Genomic DNA, 20,719 nt, shown 5'->3' with positions numbered 1-20,719 from the left:
TTCTTTAATAGAAAGGTTTAAAGGAACAAAAAATGAGTCATCCAATTGAACAGTTAGAACAAATCATGGCGAAGCTGCGTGACCCAGAAAATGGTTGCCCTTGGGACTTAAAACAAACCTTTGACACCATCGTTCCGCATACTATAGAAGAAACCTACGAAGTGGTGGACGCGATTCAAAATCGAGATTGGCCCAATCTAAAAGAAGAGCTAGGGGATTTGTTGTTTCAGGTGATTTTTTACAGTCAGCTAGCGAAAGAGCAAGAGCTGTTTGACTTTTCGGATGTCGTCGAAACCGTGAACGAAAAACTGACTCGTCGCCACCCGCATGTTTTTTCAGATGTTGAGTTTGAATCTGACGAGGAAATTAACGCGAACTGGGAAGCGGAAAAAGCAAAAGAAAAAGCCCTAGTAGGCAAAGCGGAAGAAAGTATCCTAGACTCAATACCAAACTCTTTACCTGCACTTTCTCGTGCTACAAAAATTCAGAAAAAATGTGCAAAATTTGGGTTTGATTGGGATTCACTTGGCCCGGTTGTCGATAAAGTACGAGAAGAAATTGACGAAGTCATGGAAGAGGCACTGCAAGTTCAGCCCGATGAAGAGAAAGTTGAGTTGGAACTCGGTGATTTGCTATTTGCGACTGTCAATTTGGCTCGCCACCTTGATAAAAACCCAGAAGTCGCGCTAGGAAAAGCAAACGTAAAGTTTGAGCGACGTTTTAAACAAGTTGAAGGCAAGGTCCAGCAGTCAGGCAAAGTACTTACAGATTGTTCTTTATCAGAACTTGACCATTTTTGGGATGAAGTAAAACAAGAAGAATCGAGGCAGAGGTAAACTGGCAGAATACATAATATAAGGTCAGCTTGTTTGGTTACACGAAAACGGACTTTGGTTTGTCTTTGCTCACTTTGATTTGAAGCAAAAAATAAAAAATTACGGTGTGATAGATTTCACGTTGTGGCGGTAAGGAGCTTCTGGTATATTTATCTCCCGTCCAGAAGCACTCCATTTCCCTCATTCAACCAATTTCAGGTTAAACATGACGACAAATTACATTTTTGTTACTGGCGGGGTTGTATCCTCTCTAGGTAAAGGTATTGCAGCAGCATCTCTTGCGGCTATTCTAGAAGCTCGTGGTCTTAAAGTGACTATGATGAAGCTTGACCCTTACATCAACGTTGACCCGGGCACAATGAGCCCTACTCAGCACGGTGAAGTGTTCGTTACAGAAGATGGCGCAGAGACTGACCTTGACCTTGGTCACTACGAGCGTTTCATCCGTACCAAGATGACCAAGCGTAACAACTTCACTGCAGGTCGTGTTTATGCCGACGTACTTCGTAAAGAACGTCGTGGTGACTACCTAGGCGCAACTATTCAAGTTATCCCTCATATCACTAACGCAATCAAAGATCGCGTTATTGCAGGTTCTGAAGGCCATGACGTGGCTATCGTTGAAGTTGGCGGTACTGTTGGTGATATCGAATCACTACCATTTATGGAAGCGATTCGTCAGCTAGCTGTTGAGCTAGGCCGTGAGCGCGCAATGTTCATGCACCTAACACTTGTTCCTTACCTAGCGGCAGCGGGCGAAGTGAAAACTAAGCCGACGCAACACTCTGTAAAAGAACTTCTATCTATCGGTATTCAGCCAGATATCCTAGTTTGCCGTAGCGATCGCGTTATTCCTGCGAATGAGCGTAAAAAAATCGCACTGTTCTGTAATGTTCCAGAAAAAGCAGTAATTTCAATGAAGGATGTAGACTCTATCTACAAGATCCCTCAGTTGATTAAATCTCAAGGTCTAGATGACCTTGTGTGTGCTCGCTTTGGTATTACTGCTCCGGAAGCAGACCTTTCTGAATGGGAACAGGTTATCTACGAAGAAGCAAATCCTACTGGTGAAGTAACCATCGGTATGGTTGGTAAATACATTGAATTACCAGATGCATACAAATCTGTGAACGAAGCGCTTAAACACGCTGGCTTGAAAAACCGCCTAAGCGTCACAATTAAGTATGTAGACTCACAAGATATCGAAACAAAAGGCGTTGAACTTCTAGAAGGTTTGGACGCAATCCTAGTACCAGGTGGCTTCGGCGATCGTGGTATTGAAGGCAAGATCCGTGCGGCTCAATATGCACGTGAAAATAACGTGCCTTACCTAGGTATTTGTTTGGGTATGCAAGTTGCACTAATCGAATACGCGCGTAACGTTGCGGGTATGGAAGGTGCACATTCAACAGAATTTAACAAAGAGACTAAGTACCCTGTGGTAGGTTTGATCACAGAGTGGGTAGACGAATCAGGTAGCGTAGAAGAGCGTACTGAAAAGTCTGACCTAGGCGGTACGATGCGTCTTGGTTCACAGCTGTGTCACCTAGAGAAAGGGACTAAAGCTCGTGAACTGTACGGTAGCGCGACGATCCATGAACGTCACCGTCACCGTTACGAAGTGAATAACGTGCTTCGTCCGCAAATCGAAAAAGCAGGCCTAAAAGTATCAGGTCTATCTGCGGACAAGAAGTTAGTGGAAATGATTGAGAACCCAGCTCACCCATGGTTTGTAGCGGCTCAGTTCCACCCAGAATTCACCTCGACTCCTCGCGATGGACATCCATTGTTTGCAGGTTTTGTTAAGGCTGCGGGCCAAAACGCACGCGGCGAATTCGAGAAGTAAAAGGATACGGGCGGCGGCGAAGGTTGTGCTGCTGCCCTTTAAGATTGACATTTATATTTGAAACGAGAGGAAACATTAATGTCTAAGATCGTTAAAGTTCTAGGTCGTGAAATCATCGACTCACGTGGTAACCCAACTGTAGAAGCTGAAGTACACCTAGAAGGCGGTTTCGTAGGTATGGCGGCAGCTCCATCTGGCGCATCTACTGGTTCTCGCGAAGCTCTTGAGCTACGTGACGGTGACAAAGCACGTTTCCTAGGTAAAGGTGTTCTTAAAGCAGTTGAAGCTGTAAACGGCCCAATCGCTGAAGCTCTAGTTGGCAAAGACGCTAAAGACCAAGCTGCAATCGACGCAGTAATGATCGAACTAGACGGCACTGAAAACAAATCTAAATTCGGTGCTAACGCTATCCTAGCTGTTTCTCTAGCAAACGCTAAAGCTGCTGCTGCTGCGAAAGGCATGCCTCTATACGAGCACATCGCTGAGCTAAACGGCACTGCAGGTCAGTTCTCTATGCCTCTACCAATGATGAACATCATCAACGGTGGTGAGCACGCAGACAACAACGTTGACATCCAAGAGTTCATGATCCAACCAGTTGGCGCTAAGACTCTTAAAGAAGGTCTACGTATCGGTGCAGAAGTATTCCACAACCTAGCTAAAGTTCTTAAGTCTAAAGGCTACAGCACTGCAGTTGGTGATGAAGGTGGTTTCGCTCCTAACCTTAAATCTAACGCTGAAGCTCTAGAAGTTATCGCAGAAGCTGTTGCAGCTGCTGGTTACGAACTAGGTAAAGACGTAACTCTAGCTATGGACTGTGCTGCATCTGAGTTCTTCGACAAAGAAGCTGGCATCTACAACATGAAAGGCGAAGGTAAAACTTTCACTTCTGAAGAGTTCAACCACTACCTAGCTGAGCTAGCTAACCAATTCCCAATCGTTTCTATCGAAGACGGTCTAGACGAGTCTGACTGGGATGGCTTCAAGCACCAAACTGAACTACTAGGTGACAAGCTTCAACTAGTAGGTGACGATCTATTCGTTACTAACACTAAGATCCTTGCTGAAGGTATCGAGAAAGGCGTAGCTAACTCTATCCTTATCAAGTTCAACCAAATCGGTTCTCTAACTGAGACTCTAGCTGCAATCAAGATGGCTAAAGACGCAGGTTACACAGCAGTAATCTCTCACCGTTCTGGCGAAACTGAAGATGCAACTATCGCTGACCTAGCGGTAGGTACAGCTGCAGGTCAAATCAAAACTGGTTCTATGAGCCGTTCTGACCGTGTTGCTAAGTACAACCAGCTAATCCGTATCGAGGAAGCTCTAGGTGAGCGCGCTCCTTTCAACGGTCTTAAAGAAGTTAAAGGTCAAGCTTAATTCTTAATTGAATTAACCGCTTAACTTAAAGCTTTTGAAAACGCCTCGCACTTGCGGGGCGTTTTTTATATGACGGAAGCTCTAAATGAGCGCGCTCCTCCATGTTTCAAGGAAGCGGTCTCAAAGAAGTTAAAGATCAAGCTTAATTCTTATTGAGTAAAGTTTCGCTAAATAGCTTTTTGAAACCATCGCTACGGCGGTTTTTTGTATTTATAGGTTTGTATTTTTGGCTCTTACTTTGGTCATGGGTAAGGAGCGCTTCCTATGAGCTTGTTTCATTTTGCTGCTTATTTCTTGTAAGGAGCGTGTGAGTCTCCCTTTCTCCCCTAGAGGCAACCTCGCATTTATGCTATATATGTCACCTTATCTAATTCCTTCCGGTACAGAATGTTAGCAGCGATATGCGAATCTTTGTTATAGCCCTTACGCTACTGTTTGGCTTGCTTCAATACACTCTATGGTTTGGTAAAAACGGAGTGTCTGACTACTACACAGTAAAAGATGAAATTGAAGTTCAGCAACAAGTGAACAGCAAGCTACAAGCTCGCAACAATGAAATGTTCGCTGAGATTGATGACTTAAGGCAAGGTCTTGATGCGATTGAAGAACGTGCGCGTCATGAGCTCGGTTTAGTTAAAGATGGCGAGACTTTTTACCGCATTATAGGTGAGGAAAACCATTAAAATGTTGGATATGAACTCATCGCATATCGCAATTGTGCCAGCTGCGGGTGTGGGTAGCAGAATGAAGGCAGATCGCCCTAAGCAATATTTATTGATCGAAGGTAAAGCGGTACTGGAACATACCGTAGAGAAACTGCTTTCCCATCCAAATATTTCTAAGGTTGTCGTTGCCATTACTGACGGCGACCCATATTACCCAGAATTGTCCATTGCTAAGCACCCAGATGTGATTCGTGTAGCTGGTGGTAAAGAAAGAGCAGACTCTGTGTTATCAGGGCTAAACTATGTCAATGAGCATCTGGAAAGCGAGTGGGTATTAGTCCACGACGCTGCGAGGCCATGTGTATTAACATCCGACATTGACCGTTTGATTGATGTTTGCTGCGCCCACTCAACGGGTGGCATTCTCGCATCTCCTGTGAGAGATACAATGAAGCGAGCAAACGCAGTGCAAGATATCGATCATACGGTAGATAGAGAAGCATTGTGGCATGCACTGACTCCACAAATGTTTAAAACTCAGCAGCTTACTCAAGCACTGGCTGACGCATTAGAACAGGGTGTAACTATTACTGATGAAGCCTCGGCTTTGGAGTGGTTAGGCGAGAAGCCAGCCTTAGTTCAAGGGAATGCGAACAATATAAAAATCACTCAGCCAGAAGACCTTGCGTTAGCCGAGTTTTATCTAAGCCGTGAGCGCGGCGAATAAAGAAAGGATAGAAAATGATTCGAATTGGTCATGGTTTCGATGTACATAAATTCGGTGGTGAAGGCCCAGTCATTATTGGTGGTGTAGCAATCCCTTATGAGCAAGGTTTGATTGCACACTCAGATGGCGATGTAGCGTTGCATGCGTTAACGGATGCTCTGCTGGGCGCGATTGCTGCCGGCGATATTGGTCGTCATTTCCCAGATACGGATGATAAATGGAAAGGCGCAAACAGTCGTGAATTACTGAAAGACGTTTACCGTCGAGTTAAAGAGCAAGGCTACCGTCTTGGCAATGCTGATGTAACCATCATGGCACAAGCGCCTAAAATGGCACCACACATTGACGCAATGTGTGCGGCGATAGCCGAAGACCTAGAAACCGACATTAGTAACATTAACGTAAAAGCGACGACGACAGAACGTCTCGGTTTTACTGGACGCAAAGAAGGCATTGCAACGGAAGCCGTTGTACTTCTGTTTAAGCAATAACTAGCAATTTGCTCCTCTAAGCTGTGATATCAGCGGAAACACATCATGTCAGACATTTTATCTTCATTGGCTTACCTAACGGGTAAGCCAGTTGCATCGGCAAAAATTAAAGCGCAGCCAGAGCATTTTCAGGTTCGCGAAGATTTAGGTTTTGCCTTTACGGGCGAAGGCGAGCACTTAATGGTTCGTATCCGTAAAACGGGCGAGAACACCAGCTTCGTTGCTAACGAGTTAGCAAAAGCCTGTGGTGTTAAGTCGAAAGACGTTAGCTGGGCGGGTCTTAAAGACCGTCATGCGGTGACGGAACAGTGGTTAAGTGTCCATTTACCAAAAGGTGAAACGCCAGATTTTTCAGCGTTTTTGGCTCAATACCCAAGTATCGAAATCCTTGCAACAGATCGTCACAATAAAAAACTGCGTCCTGGTGACCTAGTAGGGAACGAGTTCGTGGTTACTTTGTCTGAAGTGACAGATATAGCGGATGTAGAGCAACGTCTTGAAAAAGTGAAACAAGTTGGCGTGCCAAACTACTTTGGTAGTCAGCGTTTTGGTAACGATGGCAACAACCTTGAAGAAGCACGTCGATGGGGACGCGAAAACGTTCGTACCCGCAATCAAAACAAGCGCAGTATGTATTTATCAGCGGCTCGTTCGTGGATTTTCAACCGCATCGTTTCAGCTCGTCTAGAGAATGGTGTGTTTGATAAGTTCATTGATGGTGACATTGCACAGACGAATTCTGGCACTCAGTTGATTGATGCAAACAACATCGCTGCTCTGCAAGTGCAATTTGCACAAGGTGAAGCGGCAATTACCGCTGCGCTTGCTGGCGATAATGCACTGCCTACTCAAGCCGAGGCTCTGGCATTAGAGCAACCGTTTTTAGACGAAGAGCCTGACCTCATGGCGTTGATTCGTGGTAATCGCATGCGCCACGATCGTCGCGATATTGCGCTGAAGCCAAAAGATTTAGCTTGGACGGTTGAAGGTAACAACATTACGCTGACTTTCTCACTGGATGCGGGATCTTTTGCGACCTCTATTGTTCGTGAGTTAGTTAATGAGGTTGAAGTAGAAAGAGAATACTAATGGAACAGGATTCACGAAACCCGAAGCCCTTAAGAGTCTTAATCAGCAATGATGATGGTGTTCATGCACAAGGGATTCATGCCCTCGCTGATGAGTTGAGAGATATCGCCGAAGTGACCATTGTCGCACCTGATCGAAATCGTTCAGGTGCTTCGAATTCACTCACATTAGAACAACCATTACGCGTGACTGAAATTGCCCCAAATATCTACTCAGTGCAAGGCACGCCCACGGATTGTGTGCATTTCGCGCTGAATGAGCTAATGAAAGATGATTTGCCTGATCTTGTTCTGTCAGGAATCAACCATGGCGCTAATTTGGGTGATGATGTTCTTTATTCTGGAACAGTAGCAGCAGCCATGGAAGGTCATTTCCTTGGCGTTCAGTCGGTGGCTTTTTCTCTAGTGGGTAAGCGACATTTCGAATCCGCCGCTAAAATTGCACGTCAAATTGTACAACAGCATTTAGCGTCGCCGATTCCAACGAATCGTCTACTGAACGTAAACGTGCCTGACTTACCATCAGAGAATTTAGGTGAAATTGAAGTGACTCGCTTAGGTGCTCGTCATCACGCTGAGAATATGATCAAGCAGAAAGATCCGAGAGGCCATGACATTTATTGGTTAGGGCCACCAGGAAAGGAGCAAGATGCAGGAGAGGGCACGGACTTTTATGCAATTGAGCATGGCCGAGTTTCAATGACGCCTCTGCAAGTTGATCTCACCGCTCACGAGTCGCTGCGTGCTATGGATAGTTGGTTAAAGGAAGAGAAGTAATGAGTAACCCACATGCTGACAGGTTGATAGCGTTTCTTATCTCCAGTGGCATCAAAGACCAAAGAGTTCTGGATGCTATCCAACGCTTGCCACGAGAAAGCTTTGTTTCTCAAGCGATGATGCACCAAGCCTATGATAACAATGCGTTACCAATTGGTCAGGGACAAACTATTTCTCAGCCTTATATCGTTGCTCGTATGACCGAGTTGCTTGAGCTAGAACCGGCGAGTCGTGTTCTGGAAATCGGAACGGGATCGGGTTATCAAACCGCGGTACTGGCGCAAATTGTTGATCATGTATACTCCGTTGAGCGAATTAAATCGTTGCAATGGGAAGCAAAGCGTCGCCTGAAGCAATTGGATATCTACAATGTTTCAACTAAGCATGCTGATGGGTGGCAGGGCTGGGAAGCGCGAGGTCCTTTCGATGCTATTATTGTTACCGCTGCCGCTGAAGTGATTCCCCAAGCTCTTCTCTCACAATTAAGAGATGGCGGCAAAATGGTCATTCCTGTTGGAGATACGGAACAACAGTTATTAAAAATAGAGCGTAAGGGAGACGAATATCTCTCTACCGTTGTAGAAATGGTTCGGTTCGTACCTCTGGTTGCGGGTGATTTAGCTTAAGGGTTAGGGATAGGTGAATAAGTTACTACGTCATATTGGTATTAGCTTTGTGTTTGCTGCAGGACTAGTTGGTTGTGCAGCGCATTCCCCTGCACCTGTCTCTAGCCTAAAAAAAGACTATTCAAGCCTTGAAAGAGGGAGTTACAGAGGGAGTTATTATGAGGTAAAAAAAGGCGATACACTTTACTTCATAGCTTATGTCACAGATAAAGATGTAAATGATCTTGTTCGTTACAATGAGTTAACTCAGCCTTACACTATCTACCCAGGACAGAGGCTAAAACTTTGGGCTCCGAAATATGTCGCCCCTAAATATGGTCAAAAAGTTGAACCCGTTGTGGCTCCTGTTGTTACGACCCCCCCAGCTCCAGTGACGAAAACATCAACAGCCTCTAAACCCAAACCTTCGAGTAAAAACTCTAGTCAAAAACCTACAGAGACTAAGCCTAAAGTCGTACAAAAACAGCCTCCAAAGAAGGTTGAACAATCGAAAACAAAGGAGTATGTTGGTTCAAAAGATAACCAAAAAGTGAAGCAAAAAGCGCCAACTACCACAGCAAAGAGTGATAAAGTCTCAAAGTGGTTGTGGCCAACAAAAGGGAGAGTAATCAAGAACTTTTCGGCGGGAGAACAGGGAAATAAAGGTATCGACATCGCAGGACAGCGTGGTCAACCTATCGTTTCAACCGCAGCCGGCACAGTCGTTTATTCAGGCAATGCGCTACGAGGTTATGGCAACTTAATTATAGTAAAGCATAACGACAATTATTTAAGCGCATACGCACATAATGACAAACTGCTGGTCACAGAAGGACAAAGCGTAAAAAGCGGACAAAAAATCGCCACCATGGGTAGTTCAGGTGCAAAGTCGGTCAAACTACACTTTGAAATTCGCTATCAAGGTAAATCAGTGAATCCAAAACGCTATTTGCCTTAAAACTTTGAAAAACAACTTGCGACATCATTTAGCGACATATTGAGTTGTCATGTCTTGCTAACTCGCCAGGGGGAGGCGTTATGAGTATCAGCAACACAGTAACCAAAGTTGAAGAGTTTGCATTTGACAATGCGTCAGTGAAGACCATTGATAACGAACTCGAAAGATCATCATCCACAGAAAGCAAAGCGACTGCGCGTGAAGAATTTGACGCGAGCAGTAAAAGCTTAGATGCAACTCAGTTGTATTTGGGCGAAATTGGCTTCTCACCTTTACTTACTGCCGAAGAAGAAGTGCTTTACGCAAGACGCGCCCTACGTGGCGACGAAGCGGCACGCAAACGTATGATCGAAAGTAACCTACGTTTGGTTGTTAAGATTTCTCGTCGATACAGTAACCGTGGTCTAGCACTACTTGATCTGATTGAAGAAGGTAACCTCGGCTTGATCCGAGCGGTCGAAAAATTCGACCCAGAACGTGGTTTCCGTTTCTCTACTTACGCAACGTGGTGGATCCGACAAACGATAGAGCGAGCGTTGATGAACCAAACTCGCACGATCCGTCTACCTATCCATGTAGTGAAAGAGCTGAACATTTATCTGCGTACTGCGCGTGAACTTTCTCAAAAGCTCGATCACGAACCGACCGCAGAGGAAATTGCTGCTCAATTAGATATTCCAGTCGAAGACGTAAGCAAAATGTTACGCCTTAATGAGCGTATTAGCTCTGTCGACACGCCAATCGGTGGTGACGGTGAGAAAGCGCTGCTGGATATTATTCCTGATGCAAACAACTCTGATCCAGAAGTTTCGACTCAAGATGACGACATCAAATCATCGTTGATTCATTGGTTAGAAGAGTTGAATCCGAAACAGAAAGAAGTGCTTGCACGACGCTTCGGCCTACTAGGCTATGAGCCTTCGACGCTGGAAGAAGTTGGTCGAGAGATTGGTCTGACACGTGAGCGAGTACGTCAAATACAAGTGGAAGGTTTACGTCGTCTTCGTGAAGTCCTAATCAAACAAGGTTTGAATATGGAAAACTTGTTTAACGTAGAAGACGATTAAATAATCCGTATTTCACTAGATACACAAAAGGCTATGGTTCCCCATAGCCTTTTTTCTTTTTTGCTCCTTGGTGTGAGTCTATTTACAGCATCCTTTTCAAGCGATACAGCTCTTCAAGAGCTTGGCGTGGCGTTAAGTCGTCAGGATCAATACCTGACAGAGCTTGTTCGACCTCGCTAGGCTCTGGAATCAGGCTCAACTGGTTAGCCACATCTACTGCACTTGGACGCGGTGTGTCACTGTTTTGCCCCAGTTGCTCTAGCTGAGATAGCTTGTTACGCGCATTTTTGATGACCGTTTTTGGTACGCCAGCTAAGCCCGCAACAGCCAAGCCGTAAGACTTACTTGCCGCACCTTCTTGAACTGCGTGCATAAAGGCAATGCTGTCTCCATGTTCTACGGCATCCAAGTGAACGTTCGCTAAGCTTGGCAGTTGGTTCGGTAACTCTGTTAATTCGAAGTAGTGAGTTGCAAATAGGGTCATCGCACCAATTTGTGTTGCGAGCCATTCCGCACTTGCCCAAGCTAAAGAGAGACCGTCGTAAGTACTAGTACCGCGTCCGATTTCATCCATTAGCACCAAACTGTTCTTAGTTGCGTTGTGAAGAATATTGGCTGTTTCGGTCATTTCTACCATGAAGGTCGAGCGGCCAGATGCAAGATCATCTGACGCACCAATACGAGTAAATATACGATCTAAAGAACCAATCTGTGCGGATTCTGCCGGTACATAAGAGCCGATATGTGCCATCAATGCAATCAGCGCAGTTTGACGCATGTAGGTTGATTTACCACCCATGTTTGGACCGGTGATGATCAACATCTTACGGGCTGGGTTAAGCTCAATTGGGTTCGCGATGAACGGCTCTGTTGTTACTTGTTCTACGACTGGATGACGACCAGCTTGAATGTGAATTCCTGCGTCTTTCACAAGCGTTGGGCGGCAGTAATCTAACGAATCTGCACGCTCTGCTAGGTTTTGTAATACATCCAGTTGAGACAGGGCAGAAGCTAGGTTTTGCAGCTTCTCAAGGTTTGGCATCAATAGATCAAACAGTTCTTCCCACAACTGTTTCTCAAGTGCTAACGCTTTAGATTTCGAGTTAAGTACTTTGTCTTCGTGTTCCTTAAGCTCTGGGATGATGTAGCGTTCAGCGTTTTTGAGTGTTTGGCGACGTACATAATGCGGTGGAACCAAATGGCTCTGGCCACGGCTTACTTGGATAAAGAAGCCATGAACGTTGTTGTAGCCTACTTTAAGCGTATCGATACCGTGTCGTTCACGCTCATCTCGCTCAAGCTGCTCAAGATATTCTGTTGCACCGTCTGCCAATTTTCGCCATTCATCGAGCTCCGCATTGTAGCCTTCAGCGATGACGCCACCATCACGAATAACAACCGGCGGATTTTCTTTAATCGCGCGCTCTAACAGGTCACATACTTCGTCAATCGGAGCTGCATACTTCGCCAATTTCGTTAGGTACGGATGGGTCAAAGAAGCGGTGACAGATTCTAGCTCTGGTAGCTGTTGCATGGCATTGCGAAGTCTAGCCATATCGCGAGGGCGAGCAGAGCGTAATGCAAGGCGCGCTAAGATACGTTCAATATCACCAATTTGCTTTAACGTTGGTTGAAGATCAGCAAACAGAGCTTGTTCTTTAATCTCACCAATCGCATCAAGGCGATTGTTTAACGTTTCAATGCAACGCATAGGCTGATGCAACCAACGCTTCAGCATTCGGCTGCCCATCGGAGTTGCACAATGGTCGAGTACTGCAGCGAGCGTGTTATCGGTTCCGCCTGCTAGATTTTGAGTAATTTCCAGATTACGTCGGGTAGCAGCATCAAGGATGACGGATTGATCCTGATGATCAAACGTTAAAGAGCGAATATGAGGTAAAGCCGTACGTTGAGTATCTTTTACGTACTGGATCAAACAACCAGCAGCACATAACCCTAAGGACGCATGTTCTACACCAAAACCAACCAGATCTTTTGTGCCAAATTGTTGATTGAGTTGTTGCTTAGCCGTATCAAGCTCAAACTCCCAGACTGGGCGACGACGGTTACCATTGCGGCTCGCCATTAAATGTACAGGTTCAAAATCTTCTGGGAACAGTAGCTCACGTGGTGCGGTACGTTGAAGCTCGGCTGTCATCGCTTCTTCAGTTTCTGGTTCTGTCAGTTGGAAGCGACCAGAGGTGACATCCAGCGTCGCATAACCGAACTTACCGTTGTGATGGTAAATTGCTGCGATTAAGTTATCGACACGCTCAGAAAGCAGCGCCTCATCCGTCACTGTACCTGGTGTCACGATACGCACAACTTTACGTTCTACTGGGCCCTTGCTGGTGGCCGGATCGCCAATCTGTTCACAGATCGCCACAGACTCACCAAGCTGAACAAGTTTTGCCAGGTAGCCCTCTACGGCGTGAAATGGCACACCCGCCATTGGGATAGGTTCACCTGCAGACGCACCACGTTTGGTCAATGAAATATCAAGAAGCTGAGAAGCTCGCTTGGCATCATCGTAAAAGAGTTCGTAGAAATCGCCCATGCGGTAGAACAGCAAAATCTCTGGGTTCTCAGCTTTTAGCTTGAGGTATTGCTGCATCATCGGAGTGTGTTTTTGTTCAGCTTTCACAGGTAAGTTCTTTTGTTTATTTCCGTAGCGGCTTAGGATACGTGAATCCCTATCAAGTAAAAAGAGACAAAGGGCATTTTGGCTATGGAAAAAACAACAAAATTGAGTGCCGATTTAGGCGCATTATTGGCTAAACACGGGCATCTTTTAACGACCGCAGAATCATGCACTGGTGGTGGTGTTGCAACCGCCATTACTGACATTGCTGGTAGTTCAGCGTGGCTTGACCGTGCGTTTGTCACCTACAGTAATGAAGCGAAAATGGAGATGCTTGGTGTGCAAGCTTCAACGTTAGAAGCGCATGGTGCAGTGAGTGAGCCAGTTGTGATTGAAATGGTGCAGGGTGCAATTAAAAACTCCAATGCGACCATCGGTGTGTCCATCAGTGGTATTGCAGGGCCGGGTGGTGGCAGTGAAGAGAAACCAGTCGGCATGGTCTGCTTTGCTTTTGCTGATAACCAAAGTTGGCAGCAAGTCGAAACCATGCATTTTACTGGTGACCGTGCAGAAGTTCGCAAAAAAGCGGTCGAGCATGCGCTGACTCAATTGTATCAACATCTACTCTAGAATTTCTTAAATTGTTTTAGCCCAGCATTGATAAGGGCTAGAGCAAATCACGACTTTAGGTCAGCCAAATTTTTTTCATACAGGTATGGACACTGTATGAATCAACAGTATAATAACTTTCATTGCTGAGCAGTTCTTCTGCTTAAGAAAAATGAATTACTATTCGTCGCCCAAAGAAGATGAATAAATCGGAGAAAGTAATGGACGAGAACAAACAGAAAGCGCTCGCCGCTGCGCTAGGTCAAATTGAAAAGCAATTCGGTAAAGGCTCTATCATGCGCCTTGGTGATAACCGCGCAATGGACGTAGAAACCATCTCAACGGGTTCTCTTTCTCTTGATATCGCTTTGGGTGCTGGTGGTCTACCAATGGGTCGTATCGTAGAAATCTACGGCCCAGAATCTTCAGGTAAAACAACATTAACCCTTGAGCTTATTGCTGCTGCGCAACGTGAAGGCAAAACGTGTGCGTTTATCGATGCAGAGCACGCTCTAGATCCTGTATACGCGAAGAAACTTGGCGTAGATATCGATGCATTGCTGGTTTCTCAGCCAGACACAGGTGAGCAAGCGCTAGAGATCTGTGACGCACTTGCACGTTCTGGTGCTATCGATGTTATGGTTGTCGACTCTGTTGCAGCGCTAACACCGAAAGCAGAAATCGAAGGCGAAATGGGCGATAGCCACATGGGTCTGCAAGCACGTATGCTTTCTCAAGCAATGCGTAAGCTAACGGGTAACCTAAAGCAGTCTAACTGTATGTGTATCTTCATCAACCAAATCCGTATGAAGATTGGTGTGATGTTTGGTAACCCAGAAACAACAACAGGTGGTAACGCACTTAAGTTCTACGCTTCTGTTCGTCTAGATATCCGTCGTACTGGCGCAATCAAAGAAGGTGACGAAGTCGTAGGTAACGAAACGCGCATCAAAGTTGTTAAGAATAAGATTGCAGCACCATTTAAAGAAGCAAACACACAAATCATGTACGGCCAAGGCTTTAACCGCGAAGGTGAACTTGTCGATCTAGGTGTGAAGCACAAGTTAGTTGAAAAAGCCGGTGCTTGGTATAGCTACAATGGCGATAAGATTGGTCAAGGTAAAGCGAATGCGTGTAACTACCTGCGTGAGCATCCTGAAGTGGCTAAAACTATCGATACAAAACTGCGTGAAATGTTGCTAGCGCCAGCACTTGCGGAAGCGCCTGAAGCTGGTGAAGCGCCAGAGCAAGCTGAAGAGTTTTAATCTCTCATAGATTAATAAATGACAAAGCCCTGCAATGCGGGGCTTTGTTGTATCTATTGAAATCAAAAATCGAATTATCACAAAGGCCATTGAGAGCCTGTACAGCAAAAATACTTTTAGGATCATCATGTACCAAAAACGCCAGGCGCCGACATTATCGAGCAAAGAGGCTGCTATCCAATTGCTTAGCCGTCGCGATCATGGTCAGTATGAGCTTTACCAAAAATTATCGATGAAGGGCTATGAAGAATCAGACATCGACATCGCAATTAATTTTTGCCTAGACCATAACTATTTAGATGATTTACGTTACGCGAAGAGTCAAATTAGACAGCATGTATACAAAGGACATGGAGAGCGTCGAATTCGTCAAGAGTTAAACCAGAAGCGTGTTGCGGAGTCGGTGATTGAGCAAGCTATGGCTGAAGAGCCGCAAGATTGGTTTGAACTGGCTAAACAGGCGGCAGAAAAGAAATTCAAAGGTATTAAAGCCAAAGACCAAAAAGAGTACGCAAAACAAGTTCGTTTTCTGCAATATCGTGGCTACAGTTTTGACCAAATCAGCTACGCGCTGAGCTTTGAGGACGAAGATTAACGGTCAGTCGTCCGCACTGATTTTTGTTTTGCTTCAAATTTTTTCTCCTACTCCCTCTTTTCCTCAAGAAAACTAGTCTCAGCTGTTTGCATGATCTACAATACGGCAAAATTCTAACTCGACTATTTTCAGGAAGAGCTGCATGTACATGAGCACTGATGAGGTTCGTAACGCGTTCCTCAAGTTCTTTGAGAGCAAAGGACACCAAATCGTAGAAAGTTCATCGTTAGTTCCACATAACGACCCAACCCTGCTGTTCACAAACGCAGGTATGAACCAATTTAAAGATTGTTTCTTAGGCTTAGAAAAACGAGCCTACACTCGAGCGACTACGGCTCAGCGTTGCGTACGTGCTGGTGGTAAACATAACGACCTAGAAAATGTTGGCTTTACTGCTCGTCACCACACATTCTTTGAAATGTTAGGCAACTTCAGCTTTGGCGATTACTTCAAAGAAGATGCGATCTCCTTTGCTTGGGAATTCCTAACCGAAGTTCTTAAACTGCCAGCGGATCGTTTATTGGTAACTGTTTACGAAACCGATGACGAAGCGTTTGACATCTGGAACAAGAAAGTTGGCGTACCCGCTGATCGTATTGTTCGCATTGGTGATAAAGAAGGCGGCAAGCCGTACGAGTCTGATAACTTCTGGCAAATGGGCGACACTGGTCCTTGTGGTCCATGTACTGAAATCTTCTACGATCACGGTGAACACATCTGGGGTGGTCGTCCTGGCACGCCTGAAGAAGATGGTGACCGTTTCATCGAGATCTGGAACAACGTATTCATGCAGTTCAACCGTCACGCAGACGGCACTATGGAACCGCTACCAAAACCATCGGTAGATACTGGTATGGGTATCGAGCGTATCTCTGCAATCATGCAAGGCGTTCACTCAAACTACGAAATTGATGTATTCCAAACTCTTATCAAAGCAGCGGCTGAAGTCATTGGTTATGAAGATCTATCGAACCAATCGCTACGCGTTATTGCTGACCACATCCGTTCATGTTCATTCTTGATTGTTGATGGTGTGATGCCTTCAAACGAAGGTCGAGGTTACGTATTACGCCGTATCATCCGTCGTGCAGTTCGTCACGGTAACAAGCTGGGCGCACAAGGTGCATTCTTCCACAAGTTGGTTGGCGTTCTAGCTGACATCATGGGTACGGCTGGTGAAGAGCTGAAGCGTCAACAAGCTGTGGTTGAAAAAGTACTGCGTATCGAAGAAGAAAACTTTGGTCGTACACTTGAGCGCGGTATGGCGATTCTAAACGAAGCATTAGATAACCTAGACGGTAAAGTACTGGACGGCGAAACCGTATTTAAACTTTACGACACTTATGGCTTCCCAGCTGACTTAACTAACGACGTTGCACGTGAGCGTGAGTTCGCAATCGACGAAGAAGGTTTTGAGAAAGCGATGGAAGAACAGCGTCAACGTGCGCGTGAAGCGGGTAACTTCGGTACTGACTACAACGCAGCAATCAAAGTTGATACGCAAACAGAATTCTGTGGTTACACAGGTACTAAAGGCTCTAGTTCTGTAGCAGCGATGTTCGTTGAAGGCAACGAAGTAGATTCACTATCTGCGGGCGACAAAGCAATCATCGTACTTGGTGAAACGCCATTCTACGCAGAGTCAGGCGGTCAGTGTGGTGACGCTGGTGAAATCCGTACTGAGTCTGGTGTATTCCGCGTTGAGGACACTCAAAAACTAGGTAACGCAATCGCGCACCACGGTGTAATGGCAGAAGGCGTTCTAGCGAAAGGTGATGAAGTAGCAACTATCGTTGACGCAGAGCGTCGCGCAGCTATCTCTCTAAACCACTCAGCAACGCACTTGCTACACGCAGCACTACGCCAAGTTTTAGGTGAGCACGTAACGCAGAAAGGCTCATTAGTGAAGGCAGACAACCTACGTTTCGACTTCTCACACCTAGAAGCCGTAACTGCAGCAGAACTGAAAGAAGTTGAGCGTCTAGTTAACGCGCAAATTCGTCGCAACCACACGATTGAAACCAACGTGATGGACATTGAGTCAGCTAAGAAGAAAGGCGCAATGGCTCTATTCGGCGAGAAGTACGACGACGAAGTACGCGTACTGTCTATGGGTAACTTCTCGACAGAGCTTTGCGGTGGTATTCACGCATCAAGCACAGGTGATATTGGCCTATTCAAAATCACTTCAGAAAGCGGCATTGCTGCAGGTATTCGACGTATTGAGGCGGTAACAGGCGAGGCTGCATTAGACGCGATTGAAGCTCAAAACGCGAAGTACGAAGAGAAACTGGCAGAATCTGCACAGAAAGCAAAAGCGCTAGAGAAAGAAGTGCAGAAGCTAAAAGATAAGATGGCGGCAGCAGAAAGCGCTAACATCATGGGCAAAGCGGTTGAAGTCAATGGTACAAAAGTTCTAGTCGCAGCTCTTGAAGGCGCTGACAGCAAGAACCTACGTACTATGGTTGATGACATCAAGAACCAAATGGGGTCTGGTGTCGTACTGCTTGCCAACGTAACAGGTGACAAGGTTGGCCTGATTGCTGGTGTGACTAAAGATCTAACTGGTAAAGTAAAAGCTGGTGATCTAGTTAAGATGATTGCTGAGCAAGTCGGTGGTAAGGGCGGTGGTCGTCCTGACATGGCTCAAGCTGGTGGTACTGATGTAGCCGCACTACCAGAGGCAATTAAAACAGTTCAGCCTTGGTTAGAAGAGCGCTTATAAGCTTTTAACTACTAAAATTACGCTCAATCAAGTTTCTTTGATTGAGCGTTATTTTTTTTTTAGCAGCCAAGTGGTTTAATTGACCAAAAGTTAACCGAGTCATTTAGGCTATTTGGTTTTTGTTGTAACTACTGCTTATATAATTTTTCTAAAAGGAAATACTGAAGATGTAAGCAGTTCTAAAGAGACTTCGGTCTTGGGAAGGTGAAGACTGGTGAAAAAGCCCCTTATCGTGCAAAAGTTTGGCGGAACCTCAGTGGGTTCAATTGAAAGAATCCACCAAGTTGCTGAACACATCATTAAGGCGAAAAATGATGGCAATCAAGTTGTTGTTGTCGTGTCTGCAATGTCAGGCGAAACAAACAGACTGATGGACCTCGCTAAACAGATAGATAGCGTGCCTACAGCTCGAGAACTTGATGTTTTGCTCTCTGCTGGTGAGCAAGTGTCAATGGCACTGTTAGCAATGACACTCAATAAATTGGGTCATGCTGCACGCTCGCTTACCGGAGCACAGGCGAATATTGTGACGGATAATCAACACAATGACGCAACGATTAAACACATTGATACTAAGACAATTCTGGGATTGCTTGAGCAAGACCAAATCGTGATTGTTGCAGGCTTTCAAGGTGTGAATGAGAACGGGGATATCACCACATTAGGTCGAGGTGGCTCAGATACGAGCGCAGTGGCACTGGCAGGCGCATTGCGCGCTGATGAGTGTCAAATCTTTACCGACGTTGATGGTATTTATACTTGTGACCCACGTGTAGTGAAAAACGCGCGAAAATTGGCGGTTATCGATTTTCCTTCCATGGAAGCGATGGCAAGCCGAGGCGCGAAAGTATTACATTTACCTTCAGTGCAATTTGCATGGAAGAATAATGTGCCACTGCGCGTGCTTTCGACATTTGATGTTAATGAAGGCAGTCTGGTAAAGGGGGAGTTAGGCAATCAAGCCGTCTCTGGTATAGCCATTCAACGTGACCTTGCCATAATCGAAGTCGATAAAGAACATTTATCTAGTGCTACAAAACAATGTCAGATGTTGGGTATCGACATTTGGAATGTGATCGAGGAAACAGAACGGGCAGGTATCATGATAAAACAAGATGCATGTGCCAAGTTCGATCTGGTGTTCAGCGACAAAATCCGTAATAGTGAAGTGGTAAGCCTGTTGACCGCAGTGGGGCTTGAGGCCAATGGAATGGTAGAGCACGCATGCGATTTGTTGGCAAAGCGAGATATTGAGATCAATTTCAGCGCAACGAATGCACTCACTATGATGCTAGTTTTAGCACCCGAATGTGTGGATACAGCAGCAAACATTCTGCATGATGCTTACATTACGTCTAGTGAAGCATTAAACATTCAACAAAAACATGCCTTTTTAGGCTGATTTTCGCTAACAAGGTAGTTTACGAAAATATAACTTTTGTTGGATAATAGCTTTGTAGCAAGAAAATTTAGAGATTACTCAAGGAGCAAAGAATGCTAATTTTGACTCGCCGCGTAGGCGAAACACTGATGATTGGTGATGAAGTGACTGTAACTGTACTAGGTGTTAAAGGTAACCAAGTGCGTATCGGCGTTAACGCTCCGAAAGAGGTTTCAGTTCACCGTGAAGAAATCTACATGCGCATTCAAGCTGAAAAAGGCAATGGCAACGTTGCTTCAGGTAACTACTAAGTCGCTCCTGTTTACAGAGCTTAGTTTGAATGAAAAAGGCTAACCGAAGGGTTGGCCTTTTTAGTTTTTACTGTTTTTGAAAATTTGCAGAAACTATTGTGTTGAGTATGGCTGTGAATTCATCAATAATGTTGATTCGAACTTCAGAAAGTTATTTGAAAATAAATGTCTTTTTTCAGAGAAGACTCTCTTTTTTTCATCATAATAGAGTGATAAAGTTCGTTTAATAGTCACTTTGATTAAATCAGCAACGGTTAAGCCAGTTTCGTAGATTTTTTCAAAGAAAGTGTTTGACATATTTTCGGTAAAACGTAATATGTGCCTCCGCAAGACGGTGAGGTGGCCGAGAGGCTGAAGGCGCTCCCCTGCTAAGGGAGTATACGGTTTATCCCGTATCGAGGGTTCGAATCCCTCCTTCACCGCCATTCTTGCAACGTTGATTTATCAACAAAAAGTGCGTCCTTAGCTCAGCTGGATAGAGTACCTGGCTACGAACCAGGCGGTCGGAGGTTCGAATCCTCCAGGACGCGCCATATCTCTTTTGAGATATAACAATGAAAACGGTGAGGTGGCCGAGAGGCTGAAGGCGCTCCCCTGCTAAGGGAGTATACGGTTTATCCCGTATCGAGGGTTCGAATCCCTCCTTCACCGCCATTCATTGACTGGCCCGATGGCCTTTTTTTTGTTTCGTAAGAAATGAATGTGATTTACTTCACAACTTCTTAGCAAGAAGATCTGCGCGTCCTTAGCTCAGCTGGATAGAGTACCTGGCTACGAACCAGGCGGTCGGAGGTTCGAATCCTCCAGGACGC

At 45.4% G+C, this 20,719-nt stretch carries 18 protein-coding genes and 4 tRNA genes; 21 read left to right on the top strand and 1 reads right to left on the bottom strand.

All coding sequences use genetic code 11. The features are described from left to right. The first annotated feature begins 32 nt into the window (after nucleotides 1–32). The 11 genes from mazG (at nucleotide 33) to rpoS (ending at nucleotide 10,440) form a co-directional block, all read left to right on the top strand. Nucleotides 33–836, top strand: coding sequence for a nucleoside triphosphate pyrophosphohydrolase (mazG, locus tag R7M72_RS18805; protein WP_138939851.1), 804 nt, complete (start codon nucleotides 33–35; stop codon nucleotides 834–836). Nucleotides 837–1,041: 205 nt separating this feature from the next. Continuing rightward, nucleotides 1,042–2,682 carry a CTP synthase gene (locus R7M72_RS18800; RefSeq protein ID WP_021034029.1) on the top strand — a complete coding sequence of 547 codons (1,641 nt, stop codon included), beginning with the start codon at nucleotides 1,042–1,044 and terminating at the stop codon, nucleotides 2,680–2,682. Between the two features lie 78 nt (nucleotides 2,683–2,760). After that, nucleotides 2,761–4,062 carry a phosphopyruvate hydratase gene (gene eno, locus R7M72_RS18795; RefSeq protein WP_005383785.1) on the top strand — a complete coding sequence of 434 codons (1,302 nt, stop codon included), beginning with the start codon at nucleotides 2,761–2,763 and terminating at the stop codon, nucleotides 4,060–4,062. 401 nt (nucleotides 4,063–4,463) lie between these two features. Beyond that, nucleotides 4,464–4,745 carry a cell division protein FtsB gene (ftsB, locus tag R7M72_RS18790; RefSeq protein WP_005380907.1) on the top strand — a complete coding sequence of 94 codons (282 nt, stop codon included), beginning with the start codon at nucleotides 4,464–4,466 and terminating at the stop codon, nucleotides 4,743–4,745. A 1-nt stretch (nucleotide 4,746) separates the two neighbouring features. Beyond that, a complete protein-coding gene (gene ispD / locus R7M72_RS18785; protein ID WP_017821625.1) occupies nucleotides 4,747–5,454 on the top strand; it encodes a 2-C-methyl-D-erythritol 4-phosphate cytidylyltransferase in 708 nt (235 codons plus the stop codon). Between the two features lie 14 nt (nucleotides 5,455–5,468). Further along, nucleotides 5,469–5,945, top strand: coding sequence for a 2-C-methyl-D-erythritol 2,4-cyclodiphosphate synthase (gene ispF, locus R7M72_RS18780; protein ID WP_005380896.1), 477 nt, complete (start codon nucleotides 5,469–5,471; stop codon nucleotides 5,943–5,945). A gap of 45 nt (nucleotides 5,946–5,990) precedes the next feature. Continuing rightward, nucleotides 5,991–7,034: a tRNA pseudouridine(13) synthase TruD gene (truD, locus tag R7M72_RS18775; protein ID WP_154205036.1), complete on the top strand. Its 1,044-nt coding sequence runs from the start codon at nucleotides 5,991–5,993 to the stop codon at nucleotides 7,032–7,034. Further along, nucleotides 7,034–7,810, top strand: coding sequence for a 5'/3'-nucleotidase SurE (surE, locus tag R7M72_RS18770; RefSeq protein WP_005380894.1), 777 nt, complete (start codon nucleotides 7,034–7,036; stop codon nucleotides 7,808–7,810). Before truD ends, surE begins: the two co-directional genes overlap by 1 nt. After that, a complete protein-coding gene (locus R7M72_RS18765; RefSeq protein ID WP_005380892.1) occupies nucleotides 7,810–8,436 on the top strand; it encodes a protein-L-isoaspartate(D-aspartate) O-methyltransferase in 627 nt (208 codons plus the stop codon). Before surE ends, R7M72_RS18765 begins: the two co-directional genes overlap by 1 nt. 13 nt (nucleotides 8,437–8,449) lie before the next feature. Next, nucleotides 8,450–9,373, top strand: a complete 924-nt coding sequence (locus R7M72_RS18760) for a peptidoglycan DD-metalloendopeptidase family protein (protein ID WP_017633546.1) — start codon at nucleotides 8,450–8,452, stop codon at nucleotides 9,371–9,373. A gap of 80 nt (nucleotides 9,374–9,453) precedes the next feature. Next, on the top strand, nucleotides 9,454–10,440 hold the full coding sequence (gene rpoS, locus R7M72_RS18755) for an RNA polymerase sigma factor RpoS (protein WP_005380887.1): 987 nt from the start codon (nucleotides 9,454–9,456) through the stop codon (nucleotides 10,438–10,440). An 82-nt stretch (nucleotides 10,441–10,522) separates the two neighbouring features. Here the strand turns inward: rpoS and mutS are convergent, their stop codons facing one another. Next, the gene (mutS, locus tag R7M72_RS18750; protein WP_064354301.1) at nucleotides 10,523–13,084 is read right to left on the bottom strand and encodes a DNA mismatch repair protein MutS; all 2,562 of its coding nucleotides are present in this window, start codon (nucleotides 13,082–13,084) and stop codon (nucleotides 10,523–10,525) included. An 84-nt stretch (nucleotides 13,085–13,168) separates the two neighbouring features. Between mutS and pncC the strand changes: the two genes are divergently transcribed. The 10 genes from pncC to R7M72_RS18700 all read left to right on the top strand — a co-directional run bounded on the left by pncC (nucleotide 13,169) and on the right by R7M72_RS18700 (nucleotide 20,719). Then, nucleotides 13,169–13,651, top strand: a complete 483-nt coding sequence (gene pncC / locus R7M72_RS18745) for a nicotinamide-nucleotide amidase (protein WP_017633544.1) — start codon at nucleotides 13,169–13,171, stop codon at nucleotides 13,649–13,651. Between the two features lie 200 nt (nucleotides 13,652–13,851). Continuing rightward, nucleotides 13,852–14,895, top strand: coding sequence for a recombinase RecA (gene recA, locus R7M72_RS18740; protein WP_005380874.1), 1,044 nt, complete (start codon nucleotides 13,852–13,854; stop codon nucleotides 14,893–14,895). A gap of 127 nt (nucleotides 14,896–15,022) precedes the next feature. After that, nucleotides 15,023–15,490 carry a recombination regulator RecX gene (gene recX / locus R7M72_RS18735; RefSeq protein ID WP_017633543.1) on the top strand — a complete coding sequence of 156 codons (468 nt, stop codon included), beginning with the start codon at nucleotides 15,023–15,025 and terminating at the stop codon, nucleotides 15,488–15,490. Between the two features lie 142 nt (nucleotides 15,491–15,632). Then, nucleotides 15,633–18,215 (top strand): alanine--tRNA ligase, encoded by a 2,583-nt coding sequence (gene alaS, locus R7M72_RS18730; protein ID WP_017633542.1) that lies wholly within the window; start codon nucleotides 15,633–15,635, stop codon nucleotides 18,213–18,215. Between the two features lie 214 nt (nucleotides 18,216–18,429). Then, entirely contained in the window at nucleotides 18,430–19,617 is a 1,188-nt protein-coding gene (locus R7M72_RS18725; protein WP_005383803.1) for an aspartate kinase, read from the top strand. 92 nt (nucleotides 19,618–19,709) lie between these two features. Then, nucleotides 19,710–19,907, top strand: coding sequence for a carbon storage regulator CsrA (gene csrA, locus R7M72_RS18720; RefSeq protein ID WP_004415691.1), 198 nt, complete (start codon nucleotides 19,710–19,712; stop codon nucleotides 19,905–19,907). 333 nt (nucleotides 19,908–20,240) lie between these two features. Further along, nucleotides 20,241–20,332, top strand: a tRNA-Ser gene (locus R7M72_RS18715). 31 nt (nucleotides 20,333–20,363) lie between these two features. Further along, nucleotides 20,364–20,440, top strand: a tRNA-Arg gene (locus tag R7M72_RS18710). 29 nt (nucleotides 20,441–20,469) lie between these two features. Beyond that, nucleotides 20,470–20,561 (top strand) — tRNA-Ser (locus R7M72_RS18705). 85 nt (nucleotides 20,562–20,646) lie between these two features. Then, nucleotides 20,647–20,719: transfer RNA gene (locus R7M72_RS18700), tRNA-Arg, on the top strand.

This window comes from Vibrio sp. YT-18, assembly GCF_033337345.1.
Taxonomy (GTDB): Bacteria; Pseudomonadota; Gammaproteobacteria; order Enterobacterales; family Vibrionaceae; genus Vibrio; species Vibrio alginolyticus.
Note: the sequence above shows the minus strand (reverse complement) of the source record. Positions and strands in the feature narration are given on the sequence as shown.

Excerpts from the sequence above, each read along its gene's own strand:
- csrA (WP_004415691.1), top strand. The coding sequence starts at position 19,710 with ATGCTAATTTTGACTCGCCGCGTAGGCGAAACACTGATGATTGGTGAT.
- eno (WP_005383785.1), top strand. The coding sequence starts at position 2,761 with ATGTCTAAGATCGTTAAAGTTCTAGGTCGTGAAATCATCGACTCACGT.
- R7M72_RS18765 (WP_005380892.1), top strand. The coding sequence starts at position 7,810 with ATGAGTAACCCACATGCTGACAGGTTGATAGCGTTTCTTATCTCCAGT.
- ispD (WP_017821625.1), top strand. The coding sequence starts at position 4,747 with ATGTTGGATATGAACTCATCGCATATCGCAATTGTGCCAGCTGCGGGT.
- ftsB (WP_005380907.1), top strand. The coding sequence starts at position 4,464 with ATGCGAATCTTTGTTATAGCCCTTACGCTACTGTTTGGCTTGCTTCAA.
- mazG (WP_138939851.1), top strand. The coding sequence starts at position 33 with ATGAGTCATCCAATTGAACAGTTAGAACAAATCATGGCGAAGCTGCGT.
- ispF (WP_005380896.1), top strand. The coding sequence starts at position 5,469 with ATGATTCGAATTGGTCATGGTTTCGATGTACATAAATTCGGTGGTGAA.
- pncC (WP_017633544.1), top strand. The coding sequence starts at position 13,169 with ATGGAAAAAACAACAAAATTGAGTGCCGATTTAGGCGCATTATTGGCT.
- recA (WP_005380874.1), top strand. The coding sequence starts at position 13,852 with ATGGACGAGAACAAACAGAAAGCGCTCGCCGCTGCGCTAGGTCAAATT.
- rpoS (WP_005380887.1), top strand. The coding sequence starts at position 9,454 with ATGAGTATCAGCAACACAGTAACCAAAGTTGAAGAGTTTGCATTTGAC.
- truD (WP_154205036.1), top strand. The coding sequence starts at position 5,991 with ATGTCAGACATTTTATCTTCATTGGCTTACCTAACGGGTAAGCCAGTT.
- R7M72_RS18800 (WP_021034029.1), top strand. The coding sequence starts at position 1,042 with ATGACGACAAATTACATTTTTGTTACTGGCGGGGTTGTATCCTCTCTA.
- alaS (WP_017633542.1), top strand. The coding sequence starts at position 15,633 with ATGTACATGAGCACTGATGAGGTTCGTAACGCGTTCCTCAAGTTCTTT.
- surE (WP_005380894.1), top strand. The coding sequence starts at position 7,034 with ATGGAACAGGATTCACGAAACCCGAAGCCCTTAAGAGTCTTAATCAGC.
- recX (WP_017633543.1), top strand. The coding sequence starts at position 15,023 with ATGTACCAAAAACGCCAGGCGCCGACATTATCGAGCAAAGAGGCTGCT.